This window comes from Streptomyces sp. Q6 (assembly GCF_036967205.1).
GTDB lineage: Bacteria > Actinomycetota > Actinomycetes > Streptomycetales > Streptomycetaceae > Streptomyces > Streptomyces citrinus.
Genome location: NZ_CP146022.1, coordinates 1,262,001 through 1,275,023 on the forward strand (window position 1 = coordinate 1,262,001; position 13,023 = coordinate 1,275,023).

8 protein-coding genes and 1 rRNA gene are annotated in these 13,023 nt (G+C 67.4%); 3 read left to right on the forward strand and 6 right to left on the reverse strand.

Annotated features, from left to right (window positions below; all coding sequences use genetic code 11):
- Window positions 1-43: 43 nt before the first annotated feature.
- A 16S ribosomal RNA gene (locus V2W30_RS06020) occupies window positions 44-1,568 on the reverse strand.
- Window positions 1,569-2,268: 700 nt separating this feature from the next.
- Here V2W30_RS06020 and V2W30_RS06025 point away from each other — a divergent pair.
- Both V2W30_RS06025 and ptsP read left to right on the forward strand, forming a co-directional pair.
- Window positions 2,269-2,718, forward strand: a complete 450-nt coding sequence (locus tag V2W30_RS06025) for a PTS glucose transporter subunit IIA (RefSeq protein ID WP_338694242.1) — start codon at window positions 2,269-2,271, stop codon at window positions 2,716-2,718.
- A 77-nt stretch (window positions 2,719-2,795) separates the two neighbouring features.
- On the forward strand, window positions 2,796-4,466 hold the full coding sequence (gene ptsP / locus V2W30_RS06030) for a phosphoenolpyruvate--protein phosphotransferase (RefSeq protein ID WP_338694243.1): 1,671 nt from the start codon (window positions 2,796-2,798) through the stop codon (window positions 4,464-4,466).
- 76 nt (window positions 4,467-4,542) lie between these two features.
- On the opposite strand, the gene V2W30_RS06035 is transcribed toward ptsP, so the two are convergent.
- Window positions 4,543-5,445 (reverse strand): hypothetical protein, encoded by a 903-nt coding sequence (locus tag V2W30_RS06035; RefSeq protein WP_338694245.1) that lies wholly within the window; start codon window positions 5,443-5,445, stop codon window positions 4,543-4,545.
- Window positions 5,446-5,548: 103 nt separating this feature from the next.
- A complete protein-coding gene (locus tag V2W30_RS06040) occupies window positions 5,549-7,522 on the reverse strand; it encodes an acetoacetate--CoA ligase (RefSeq protein WP_338694247.1) in 1,974 nt (657 codons plus the stop codon).
- Between the two features lie 214 nt (window positions 7,523-7,736).
- Between V2W30_RS06040 and V2W30_RS06045 the strand changes: the two genes are divergently transcribed.
- Window positions 7,737-10,085 (forward strand): glycoside hydrolase family 31 protein, encoded by a 2,349-nt coding sequence (locus V2W30_RS06045; RefSeq protein ID WP_338694249.1) that lies wholly within the window; start codon window positions 7,737-7,739, stop codon window positions 10,083-10,085.
- A 42-nt stretch (window positions 10,086-10,127) separates the two neighbouring features.
- On the opposite strand, the gene V2W30_RS06050 is transcribed toward V2W30_RS06045, so the two are convergent.
- The 3 genes from V2W30_RS06050 to V2W30_RS06060 are packed head-to-tail and all read right to left on the reverse strand — an operon-like array spanning window position 10,128 to window position 12,888.
- Complete coding sequence (locus tag V2W30_RS06050; protein ID WP_338694251.1) at window positions 10,128-10,664, reverse strand: NUDIX domain-containing protein; 537 nt, start codon at window positions 10,662-10,664, stop codon at window positions 10,128-10,130.
- A gap of 56 nt (window positions 10,665-10,720) precedes the next feature.
- On the reverse strand, window positions 10,721-11,245 hold the full coding sequence (locus V2W30_RS06055; protein ID WP_425244492.1) for an SUKH-4 family immunity protein: 525 nt from the start codon (window positions 11,243-11,245) through the stop codon (window positions 10,721-10,723).
- A 47-nt stretch (window positions 11,246-11,292) separates the two neighbouring features.
- A complete protein-coding gene (locus V2W30_RS06060) occupies window positions 11,293-12,888 on the reverse strand; it encodes a nucleic acid/nucleotide deaminase domain-containing protein (RefSeq protein WP_338694255.1) in 1,596 nt (531 codons plus the stop codon).
- Window positions 12,889-13,023 lie beyond the last annotated feature (135 nt).

The following is a 13,023-nucleotide window of genomic DNA, read 5'->3' on the forward strand; positions in this document are numbered from 1 at the left end:
CCCTGGACCACCAAGCAAGCTTGGCAGCCTAGATGCTCCTTAGAAAGGAGGTGATCCAGCCGCACCTTCCGGTACGGCTACCTTGTTACGACTTCGTCCCAATCGCCAGTCCCACCTTCGACAGCTCCCTCCCACAAGGGGTTGGGCCACCGGCTTCGGGTGTTACCGACTTTCGTGACGTGACGGGCGGTGTGTACAAGGCCCGGGAACGTATTCACCGCAGCAATGCTGATCTGCGATTACTAGCAACTCCAACTTCATGGGGTCGAGTTGCAGACCCCAATCCGAACTGAGACCGACTTTTTGAGATTCGCTCCACCTTGCGGTATCGCAGCTCATTGTATCGGCCATTGTAGCACGTGTGCAGCCCAAGACATAAGGGGCATGATGACTTGACGTCGTCCCCACCTTCCTCCGAGTTGACCCCGGCGGTCTCCTGTGAGTCCCCATCACCCCGAAGGGCATGCTGGCAACACAGAACAAGGGTTGCGCTCGTTGCGGGACTTAACCCAACATCTCACGACACGAGCTGACGACAGCCATGCACCACCTGTACACCGACCACAAGGGGGGCACTATCTCTAATGCTTTCCGGTGTATGTCAAGCCTTGGTAAGGTTCTTCGCGTTGCGTCGAATTAAGCCACATGCTCCGCTGCTTGTGCGGGCCCCCGTCAATTCCTTTGAGTTTTAGCCTTGCGGCCGTACTCCCCAGGCGGGGAACTTAATGCGTTAGCTGCGGCACCGACGACGTGGAATGTCGCCAACACCTAGTTCCCACCGTTTACGGCGTGGACTACCAGGGTATCTAATCCTGTTCGCTCCCCACGCTTTCGCTCCTCAGCGTCAGTAATGGCCCAGAGATCCGCCTTCGCCACCGGTGTTCCTCCTGATATCTGCGCATTTCACCGCTACACCAGGAATTCCGATCTCCCTACCACACTCTAGCCTGCCCGTATCGACTGCAGACCCGGGGTTAAGCCCCGGGCTTTCACAACCGACGTGACAAGCCGCCTACGAGCTCTTTACGCCCAATAATTCCGGACAACGCTTGCGCCCTACGTATTACCGCGGCTGCTGGCACGTAGTTAGCCGGCGCTTCTTCTGCAGGTACCGTCACTTTCGCTTCTTCCCTGCTGAAAGAGGTTTACAACCCGAAGGCCGTCATCCCTCACGCGGCGTCGCTGCATCAGGCTTTCGCCCATTGTGCAATATTCCCCACTGCTGCCTCCCGTAGGAGTCTGGGCCGTGTCTCAGTCCCAGTGTGGCCGGTCGCCCTCTCAGGCCGGCTACCCGTCGTCGCCTTGGTGAGCCACTACCTCACCAACAAGCTGATAGGCCGCGGGCTCATCCTTCACCGCCGGAGCTTTCAACCTCCCCCCATGCGAGGAGAGGTGGTATCCGGTATTAGACCCCGTTTCCAGGGCTTGTCCCAGAGTGAAGGGCAGATTGCCCACGTGTTACTCACCCGTTCGCCACTAATCCACCCCGAAGGGCTTCATCGTTCGACTTGCATGTGTTAAGCACGCCGCCAGCGTTCGTCCTGAGCCAGGATCAAACTCTCCGTGAATGTTTCCCCGTGATCGGGGTGACACCACGAGAGCGGAACAACCAGGAGGAATAATCCCGGTCGTTCACAGCGTCCTCGCTGTGCGCCTGCCAACCCACTAGAGGCCGACAGGACTTTTTCAAAGGAACCTCATCTTCGACCCGAAAGGGCCGGAGACGGGGTATCAACATATCTGGCGTTGATTTTTGGCACGCTGTTGAGTTCTCAAGGAACGGACGCTTCCTTTGTACTCACCCTCTCGGGCTTTCCTCTGGGCGCTTCCTTTCGGTCTTGCTGTCTTGCGTTTCCGACTCTATCAGATCTTTCCGATCCGATTTCCTCGAGGTTTCGCTCTGCCTTTTCGGGATTCCGTTTTCACGGTTCCCTTTCCGGCGAGATCGAACTCTACCAGTCTTTTCTCGACCCTCTGACCAGTCGCCCCGCAGACATGCGGAAGTCGATCAGAGATAGGGTTTCAACTTGGTAGATGCCGCCGGGATCCACCACGCTCATCGGCGTCGGCTGTTCCCAGGCAGGAGTACGACAGTACATGGCCGTCCAGGGCAGGCGCAAATCGTTTGCGCGGGGCCTCTACGTCAGCCAACCGGTACCTCTCATGCGGAACCGGGACTTCTTATGACTTACGCTTCTGAACAGTACGTCGTCGTCCAGAACACGCAGTGACGGCGATCATGAATCCCCACCTCCTGGGAGGCTTGCCATGACCAGTGTGACGTCCCCTCTTGCTGGACGCGCCATCGGGCTCTCCGCCGTTCCGGACCCGGTGTTCTCCGGTGCCATGGTCGGTCCCGGCACCGCCATCGACCCGGTGCGTGAGCGCTCCGAAGCCGTCGCGCCCGTCGACGGGATCGTCGTGTCCCTCCACCCGCACGCCTTCGTCGTCGTGGACGAGGAAGGGCACGGGGTCCTTACCCACCTGGGGATCGACACCGTCCAGCTCAATGGCGAGGGCTTCGAGCTGCTCGTCAACAAGGGCGACACCGTTCAGCGCGGGCAGTCCGTGGTGCGCTGGGACCCTGCGGCCGTCGAGGCCGCGGGCAAGTCGCCGGTGTGCCCGGTGGTGGCGCTCGAGGCAACGGCCGAGTCGCTGTCGGACGTGATCGAGGACGGCGAGCTCAAGACCGGCGACGCGCTCTTCGGCTGGAAGTAGCGAGGCGCCGTCACTGACGGCCGGCAAGGCAATCAACGCGGCGGCACAGTGCCGCCGCACTATCGGAGACGGGTGAGATGGAGACAACGCTTCGAGGCGTCGGCGTGAGCCACGGTGTGGCGATCGGCGAGGTTCGGCACATGGGGACGGCGGTGCTCGAGCCGCCCGCCAAGCAGATTCCGGCGGAAGAGGCCGAACGCGAGCAGGGGCGTGCCCGCCAGGCCGTCGAAGCGGTCGCGGCCGACCTGATCGCGCGCGGCAACCTGGCCGGTGGCGAGGCGCAGGCGGTGCTCGAGGCCCAGGCGATGATCGCTCAGGACCCCGAGCTGATCGCCGATGTCGACCGCCGTATCACTGTCGGCAGCACCGCCGAGCGCGGCATCTACGACGCGTTCTCGCATTACCGCGAACTCCTTGCCGGCGCCGGTGAGTACATGGCCGGTCGCGTCGCGGACCTCGACGACGTGCGGAACCGCATCGTGGCTCGCCTGCTGGGCGTTCCGATGCCGGGTGTTCCGGACAGCGACGAGCCGTACGTGCTGATCGCTCGTGACCTGGCTCCGGCCGACACGGCGCTGCTCGACCCCGCGCTCGTGCTCGGCTTCGTCACCGAGGAGGGCGGGCCCACCAGCCACAGCGCGATCCTGGCGCGCGCCCTCGGCGTGCCCGCGATCGTGGCGCTGCCGGGTGCCGGTGAGCTGGCGGAGGGCACGGTCGTCGCGGTGGACGGCAGCACGGGTGAGATCTTCGTGAACCCGACCGCCGAGAAGAAGGCCGCGCTCGAGGCCGCCGCCGCCGAGCGCAAGGCCGCTCTGTCCGCGTCGACCGGCCCCGGTGCGACGTCCGACGGGCACAAGGTGCCGCTGCTCGCCAACATCGGCGGTCCCGCTGACGTGCCGGCCGCGCTCGAGGCCGGTGCGGAGGGCGTGGGTCTCTTCCGTACCGAGTTCCTGTTCCTGGACGACAGCAAGAAGGCGCCGTCCGAGGACAAGCAGGTCGAGGCGTACCGGCAGGTGCTCGAGGCGTTCCCCGAGGGGCGCGTCGTGGTGCGTGTCCTGGATGCCGGTGCCGACAAGCCGCTGGACTTCCTGACGCCCGTCGACGAGCCCAACCCGGCTCTGGGCGTGCGTGGTCTGCGGTCGCTGCTCGAACACCCCGAGGTGCTGCGCACGCAGCTGACCGCGCTGGCCAAGGCATCCGAAGGCCTCCCTGTCTACCTCGAGGTCATGGCGCCGATGGTCGCCGACCGTGCCGACGCCAAGGCGTTCGCCGACGCGTGCCGTGAGGCCGGCCTCCAGGCCAAGTTCGGCGCGATGGTGGAGATTCCGTCCGCCGCGCTGCGTGCCCGTTCGGTTCTTCAGGAGGTCGAGTTCCTGTCGCTGGGCACCAACGACCTGGCGCAGTACACCTTCGCGGCCGACCGTCAGGTCGGTGCCGTGTCGCGGCTTCAGGACCCGTGGCAGCCCGCCCTTCTCGACCTGGTCGCGCTGTCCGCGGACGCGGCCAAGGCGGAGGGGAAGAGCTGTGGTGTCTGTGGCGAGGCCGCCTCGGACCCGCTGCTCGCCTGTGTGCTGACCGGTCTGGGTGTCACCTCCCTCTCCATGGGTGCCGCCTCGATTCCCTACGTGCGCGCGACGCTCGGCAAGTACACGCTGGCCCAGTGCGAGCGTGCGGCCGCGGCCGCACGCGCCGCCGACTCGGCGGACGAGGCTCGTAAGGCCGCGCAGGCCGTGCTGTCCGGCGAGTAGTGCGCTAGGTCCCGTACCGGAGGGCGCTCCACCTGAGGGTGGGGCGCCCTCCGGGCGTTTCGGTGGGTGTGTCCTCTCAGTGGCGGTGGCGGCCTTCCGGATCGCCGTCGGCGACGTCGGGTGCCGTGCAGTAGTCGAGGTGAGGATCCGGGGCCTTCAGATCACCGGAGTCGGCGTCGACGCAGTAGGCGTCGAAGACCTGTGCCCCCGTCAGGGGGTCGAGGGATTCGTCCTTCAGGTGCCAGCCGTAGACACGGGCGGTTCGGCCCGGGCTGGTGGTGCGCAGGACGAGCCCGCACGGCGTGCGCGTGACGATGGCGAGCGCCAGAACTGTTGTGAGCTCCATGGCCTCCGTTTCGTCGAGAGTGACCCTGCCGGGTTCCGAGGCATCGACATGGAGCACCGCGTGCAGCGTCTCCCTGCCGGTGGGAACGCTGCACACCCAGTGGTGCGTACCGTCGCCGATGGCGTCGATCACCCGGGCGACCAGGTACGACGCTCGCGCGAAGGCGAGCCTGCCGACGTCCTCGCCGCAGACCGGGCAGGGGCCGACCCGGGACACGAGCGTGGTCGCGTACTCCCACGTCGCCTGGCGGACGGCCTCCTCGACGAGGTCCGGGACCAGGTCGGAAAGGGGCTGTCCCTCGTACGGGATGGACGGGCCCGCCGAGGCCAGTTCGGCGGTGAAGCGGGAGCGGCTGGCGGGGGCGTCCGGCTCGATGCCGGTCTCCGCGCAGAACTCCGCGTACTCCTCGGGGTCGAAGAGGGCGATGGAGGTGTGGCCACCGATCGCGGCCCTGGATTTGAGGAGTCCCTCCACCTGGCGCAGGTACGTCTCGTGGTCCGGGAAGGTGAAGCTGCGGTAGCGCCGCATCGCCGTGAAGTCCTGCTCGTCGGCCAACAGGCCGATGGTCCCCGCCACTTCGCGGTGCAGGAGCTGCCGCATGCCCGCCGTCCGGCCGCGCTGAGTGTTCGTCATGGTTCCCCCTGGATGAGCTCGACCAACAATGCTCACTCAGAGTAATCATGGGTACTGACAACGCCGTTCGGCGTGACGCAGCGCGACCGGTCGGGCTGGGGTGTCACGAGCGTTTGCGGGCGATGTCCTCGTAGAACCGGAGCAGTTCGAGACTGTCGACGGATCCGGGGTTGACCGCCTTCTCCAGCGGGGTGCCCTGGAGCAGGCGCTTCACCGGGACCTCGATGCGCTTGCCGGTGAGGGTGTGCGGGACGCCGGGGGCTTCGATGATCTCGTCGGGGACGTGGCGGGGCGAGAGCTGTTCCCGGATCGTCCGCTTGATGCGGGAGCGGAGGTCGTCGTCGAGGACGGCTCCGGGGGCCAGGTGGACGAAGAGGGGCATCCAGTACCCGCCGTCGGGCAGTTCGAGGCCGATGACGAGGGACTCGCGGATCTCGGGAAGCCGCTCCACCGCCTCGTAGATGTCGGCGGAACCCATGCGGACGCCCTGGCGGTTGAGCGTGGAGTCGGAGCGGCCGTGGATGACGACGGAGCCGCGGGAGGTGAGGGTGATCCAGTCCCCGTGCCGCCAGACGCCGGGGTAGGTGTCGAAGTAGCTGTCGTGGTAGCGGCTGCCGTCGGGGTCGTTCCAGAAGCGGATCGGCATGGACGGCATGGGGTTGGTGACGACGAGCTCGCCGACCTCGTCGATGAGCGGGTTGCCTTCGGGGTCCCAGGCCTGGAGGTCCGTGCCGAGGGCCGGGGCCTGGAGCTCGCCGATGTGGACGGGAAGAGTGGCGACAGCGCCGGCGAAGCAGGAGCAGACGTCGGTGCCGCCGCTCACCGAGGCGATCCACAGGTCCGCGCGGACCTCGTCGTGCAGCCAGCGGAAGCCGTCGGGCGGGAGCGGGGAGCCTGTGGTGGCCACGCACTTGATACGGGAGAGGTCATGGTCGCGGGACGGGTGCACGTCCGCCTTGCCGCAGGCCATCACGTAGGCGGCCGACGTGCCGAAGAGGGTCGCGCCCGTGCGCTCGGCGACGGCCCACTGTGCGCCGGTCTCGGGATAGCCGGGGCTGCCGTCGTAGGTGACGATCGTGGTGCCGGTGAGGAGTCCGGAGACCAGGAAGTTCCACATCATCCAGCCGGTGGACGTGTACCAGAAGAAGCGGTCGTCCGGGCCGAGGTCGCAGTGCAGGCCCAGCTGCTTGAGGTGCTCGACCAGGATGCCGCCCTGCGACTGCACGATGGCTTTGGGCAGGCCGGTCGTGCCGGAGGAGTAGAGGACCCACAGCGGGTGGTCGAACGGCACTGCTTCGTAGACGGGCGCCACATCGGCGGAGGTGAGGGCCGACCATTCCACGGCGCCTTCTGGTGCCTCGGTACCGAGCAGCGGGATGTGCACGACCGCGCGGAGCGAGGGAAGTTCGGAGCGGAGTTCGGCCACGGTGTCGGCGCGGTCGTGCTGTTTGCCTCCGTAGCGGTAGCCGTCGACCGCGAAGAGGACGACGGGCTCGACCTGCTGGAACCGGTCGAGGACGCTGCGTGCGCCGAAGTCGGGGGCGCAGGAGGTCCAGACGGCTCCGACGGTCGCGGTGGCGAGGAGGGCGACGACGGCTTCGGGGATGTTGGGAAGGTAGCCGCTCACGCGGTCGCCGGGGCGGACGCCGAGTCCGCGCAGTTCCGCGGCGAGGGAGCCGACTTGACGGCGGAGTTCGGCCCAGGTGACCGGGCGCGGCTCGTGCGACTCGTCGACGTGCAGGATGGCGGGGGTGTCGGCGCGTGCGGGGTCGTCGCCGGCGCGCAGGGCGTGTTCCGCGTAGTTGAGCGTGGCCTCGGGGAACCACTGGGCGCCCGGCATCGAGCGGTCGCCCAGTACGCGCGCGTACGGGTGGGTGAAGCGCACGTCGAACCAGTCGGTGACCGCTTCCCAGAAGGTCTCCAGCTCCGCGACGGACCAGCGGTGCAGTGCCTCGTAGCCGCCGTCGGCGGGGGCTCCGTAGTGCTCGGACGCCCAGGCCTGGAACCGCGTGACCTGCGCTGCGGCGATCTGCTGCGGGTCGGGCTGCCAGAGCGGCTGGGGGTTCGCGGTGGACATGGGGCGGCTCCCGGGATGTACGCGGTGTGTGCGTCCTCGACGCGCACGGGCTGGGGTGTGCGCGTGACGCGGCTGACAGGACGATGCCACGTGATCGACTTCGACACCAGGGTGCGCCGCACCTGGTCCGTGTCGTGAAGATGTGCTGCGGCCATGAGTGAACGGCAGTTGAACGCGGCACGCGCGCGTGGGCGTCGGTGGCAGGGTGAGCGGCATGAACGGTCGTGACCTGGTGCGCTCGGTGAAAGCGGTCTCTGTGGTGGGTCCCGCCCAGGGGTTGCGCGCGGTGCGGGCCTCGTGGCGACGGCGCCGCGTCGACGCGGTGGGGTTGCGGCGGCGGGGGCCGGAGCGGGCGCGGGTGCCGGGGGCCGTCGTGGGCGTGGATCCCGAGCCGGGCGGCGGCCTGGTGCGCTTCGCGCGGTCGCGGCTGCGGATCACGGTGACGGTGGGTGGGGCCGTGTTCTGGGGGTGGGACGGGGCCGAGCCGGGGCCGTCGTACGCGCTGGCCGATGTCTGCCCCGAGGTGGATCCGCGGGCCGTTCTGGAGCCGGACAAGGACGGGGGCTGGCGGGTGGTGGCCGAGCGGGTGACCATCGCGGTGTCCCGGCACGGTGCCGTCGAGGTGTGCACCCCGGGCGGTGTCATGCTGCGCCGCGATCTGCCGCCGCGCTGGTGGGAGCCTGAGGGTGGCGGAGAGGCGCGCTGGGTGCAGCGCTCGGAGGTCGCCGCGGACGCGCGCTTCTTCGGGCTCGGTGGCCGGGCGGCGGGACCGCGACTGCGCGACGGGTCCTACCGGCTGTGGAACACCGATCCCGGCGGTTCGTTCGCTCCCGGCGACGATCCGCTGTCGATCACGATGCCCGTACAGATGGTGGTCGCCGACGCGGGCACGCATCTGATGTTCCACGACAACTCGTGGGACGGCGTGGTGAGCCTGCGGGAGGGCACTGAGGGCGCGGGATCGGGCCACGACCGCGGCGGATCGTGCGAAGTGCGCATGGAGGGCGGTCCGTTGCGGTGCTGGGTCGTGGTGGGCACGCCCGCGCGTGTGCTGCACGCCTGGGCGCAACTGACGGGCGGTGCCACGGTGCCTCCTTCATGGGCCTTGGGTCATCAGCACGCGCGGTGGGGCTTTGGCAGCGAGAAGGAGGTGCGGCGGGTCGTCACCGGCTACCGGGAGCGCTCGCTGCCCTTGGAAGCCGTGCATCTGGACATCGACCACTATGCGGCGCGCCAGGTGTTCACCGTGGATCGCGAACGGTTCCCTTCCTTGCCCCGGCTCGCCACAGAGCTGCGCGGGGAGGGTGTGCGGCTGGTGTCCGTCATCGATCCGGCGATCAAGGCGGTGCACGGCAACCCGGCGTACGACGGCGGGCGGGCGATCGACGCGTTCGTGCGGGACACGACAGGCAAGGCCGTCCGCGGGGTCGTGTGGCCGGGTGAGTCGGTCTTCCCTGACTTCACGGCGGAGCACGTCCGGAAGTGGTGGGGCGGGCTGTACGAGGAGCGTCTCGCACAGGGTTTCTCCGGGTTCTGGCTCGACATGAACGAGCCGGCGTCCTTCACGGCGTTCGGGGACACCACGCTCCCCCGGTCGGCCCGTCACGCGCTCGACGGGCGCGGTGGTGACCATCGAGAGGCGCACAACGTGTACGGCCTGTGCATGGCACGGGCCTGCTACGAGGGGATGCGTGAACTCCAGCCTCGGGAGCGGCCGTTCGTGTTCTCGCGGTCGGGCTGGGTCGGGATGCAGCGCTACGGAGGGACGTGGTCGGGGGACGTGGCGAGCGGTTGGCCTGGGCTTCGCGCTTCCCTGTCGCTGGTGGTCGGGCTCGGGCTGTGCGGGGTGCCGTACTCGGGTCCGGATGTGGGCGGGTTCGACGGACATCCCTCGCCCGAGCTCTATTTGCGCTGGTTCCAACTGGGCGCCTACTTGCCGCTGTTCCGTACGCACTCGGCGCTGCGGGCCGGTCGGCGTGAGCCGTGGGAGTTCGGTGACGAGGTGCTCGGGCACGCGCGTGGTGCGCTGGAAGAGCGTCGGCGTCTTGTGCCGTACTTCATGACGCTCGCTCATCTGGCCCGGCGTACGGGCGCCCCTTATGTGCGTCCTTTGTGGTGGGCCGCTCCGGAGGACAGGGGTCTTCGGGACTGTGAGGACGCCTTCTTGTTGGGTGACTGCCTGTTGGTGGCTCCCGTTCTGGATCCGGGAGTGGAGCGGAGGACGGTGCGGCTTCCGGAGGGGCGGTGGTACGACACGGTGACGGGTGAGGTCTTCGAGGGGCCGGGGTCGGTGACGGTGGCGTGTCCGTTGCCGCGCATCGCGGTGCTGGCGCGGGCCGGTGCGGTGCTGCCGGTGCGCGGCGAACAAGGAGGCGTGGAGTTGGAGGTGTGGGCGCCGGCGCCGGGGCGGACCGGCGGCGGTCTCGTCGTCCGCGATGCCGGGGACGGCTGGGAGGAGCCCGCGATCGAGCGCTATCAGTCGTGCTGGTCCGAGGGTCGTGTGGTCGTCGAGTCGAGCGGCGGTGGCGAGCCCTCGTGTCCGGTGCGTGTGCGAGGGCTGTGAGCGCCCTTCGACGGCAGCCCGGAGGCTCGGCCTGCCGGCGGCCTACAGGTAGCGGCCTTCGAACCAGCCTTTGACGGCCGACGTGTGCAGCGGGAAGGCCAGTTCGGCGGGGCGGCGCAGGAGGTGCCAGCCCTCGGTCTCGTCGGTCGGCGCGCTGGACGGCAGGTGGGCGGCCGGGCGTTCGGGGAGCAGTCCGAAGAGCAGCAGATGGCCGTCGGGGGCGCTCATGGCGTCCATGAGGCGTACGTCGCGGGCCGCCGCGTCGATGCCGGTCTCTTCGTTGAGTTCGCGGACGACGGCATGCCGCCAGTCCTCGCGGTCGTCGATGAAACCGCCGGGCAGTGCCGCCTCGCCGCGCGCGGGCGCGATGGTGCGGGTGATCACCACGAGTGCCGTACCGGCCGTGTCGTACACGGGCTGCACGGCGATCGCCACGGGCAGCGGGTTGCGGTAGGCGACGGACTCGCAGGCCGGGCAGGTGCGCGGCCATCCGCGCACCTCGGCTCCGTAGGCGGCTCCGCAGCTCGAACAGTGGGAATCCGGAACGGGGGCGACCGTGGTGTGGGTTGATGCGGACACGGCGCGGACTGTATCCGATCACCTGGTCGCGGTCTGCCCCCACGGGCCGGGCGGGGCTACCACATCTCGTCCTCCAGCTCCTGGAGGGACAGGTTCCACTGGGAGTCCTCGTCCGCGAAGGGCGTGGGGTCGAACTCACCGACGACCTGCTTGAACCGCTCGGAGAGCTCCTCGGGTTCGAGGGTCTCGTTGTCGTGGTCGACTTCGAGCTTCCGGAACTCGATCAGCGCGAACAGGAACGACTCGACATCCCGGTGGAGCGGAATGTAACCCTCCTCCCCCTCGGGGAAGGCGTAGATCTTTCCGGATTCCGGGTCCAGCGCGATGAGCGAAGTGAAGAGGTTTCCCAGCATCCACCAGGAACGGCTTTCCGGGGGACACGGAAATCCGTAGTGCTCGAATCGACTGCCGAGTGCCACTGGATCGAATTCCGCGTCGTACGGGTCCTCGGGGTCGATCCGGGACGAGAACACATCGGAATGCGGCAGCCCCACCAGACTGAGAAGCGTACCGGCGCGCGGTTCGACTTCCGCGTATTGCGGGAAGAAAACCACGTTCTCCAGGCCGTAGGCTTCGATCATTTTGGTCGGGGTCACTGTAAAGTTCACGGGCACATCCTACCGCAGTGCTAGAGATCCAGAATTTTCTTCAAATTGTTGACGTATGCGATGTGTTCTTTGTTCGTCGTCTTTCCGGTCGCGTCGTAATAATCGGCCGCATGCGTGACTTTGAGATTGTCACTGAAGTGGAAATCGAGCCAGCGCGCGCAGACGGGGTTCTTCTGGCAGGGTTCTCGTGAGCTGAACACCTCGGTCAGGCCGTCCTGTAAACCGCCGTGGATCAGGGGGCGGCCGATCATGCGCTCGGAGTGGCCGAGCTTGTTGCTGTAGCCGACGAGGACGGACTCGCGGCCCTCCGCGTCGAAATAGCGGCCGGCGGCGTAGTTCGTACCCTTGCTGTCACCACGCGCCTTGCGCGCCGCGTGCGTGGCCTCCGCCAGGTCGTACCCGTAAGGGCTGACCTTCTGGGACTTGACGCGACTTTTGTGGTCACTGTCGGCGTGGAAGTCCGCCTTTTCCTTGTCCGTCTTCGGGATGTAGTAGGTGCCGTCCGGCCTGACGATCCCGTCGAGGCGCAGCCTGTCGTGATCGTCGAGCTTTCCCGTGGTGCCGTCGGGATGGACCCGCTGAATCGTTCCGTCCGCGTTCAGCAGATAGGTTCGCTGCTCCGCGTCGAGGCCCTTCTTGGTCTCGATCTTGTTGACGTCGTCCTTGACGCCGTGGTCCTTGTCCTTGTGGACCTTCGATGACGCCTTGACCCGGTCGGGGACGGTTTCCGATACGTGCTTCGCGACCTTCTTCAGCGCCTTCTCTGATCCGTTCAGCGCACCGTGCAACACGCTGTCGAAGGCTTGGGTGAAGGGGTCCTTTCCTTTGCTCCGACCGAATGCGTTCTTCGCCTTGGTGAGGTGGGTCGAAGCGTTCAGGTGGAGTTCGCTGCCGTGCGCCGAGACCTTTCCGGCGCCGTCCTCGAACTCGAAGTGGTCGATGTGGGTGATCTTCGCCCCGGAGCCCGCCACACCGCTGGCCGACGCGAGCTGCATTCCGCCGTGCCCGCTCTTGCCGCCGTGCCCGCCGCCGGTCTGCATGGAGAACGCGCCCTCGGCGAGGTCGAGGACCATGTCCTCGACCATGGCCTCCAGCTTGGCGTTGATCGGCTCGGTGATCTTGGCGAGGACCTCGTCGACTATGCGGTCCACGGCCTCGTCGATGATCCGCTTGACCAGCTGCCGCATCGCGGCCACCTCGGCGGCGCCGATCAGCGCGGACAGGCCGCCGGTGACCACCGCGAGCCCCGCGGAGATCCCCACCGACCCCGCCATGACGGCGAGTTCGACCTCGGCCTTGGTCTTCATCCCGAAGATGATGTCCGCGAGGACGTCGCAGGCGTCCGCGAACAGCCGCGCAAGCTCGGGCAGTTTGTCGAGGTGACTGGCCTTGACCTGGCTCCAGTGCTTCTCCATCGAGTCGACGGCCCAGCCCTCGGACGACGAGAGGATGCGCGAGAACGCCTTGTGCGCGTCGCCCCCGTGGCCTTCGAACTTGTCCGCGAAGTCGCGCATGGCCGTGGCCATTTCGCGATAGTCGTCCTCGTCCACGTTCGGGAAATTGATGCCGATGAAGTCGAGGACGTCATCGAGCCAGCCCGGAATCGTGTAGCCCATCCCCCGTACAGCCCCTTCTCGTTGGTGTGCATGACACGCCTGGGGTGAGGCTAACGATCACTCCCTGCCGGGGAGCAAGGGGGCGGGGTGAGCTATGGCGTGACTGTGACAACTCCGCCTGGGGTTTGGCGTGTT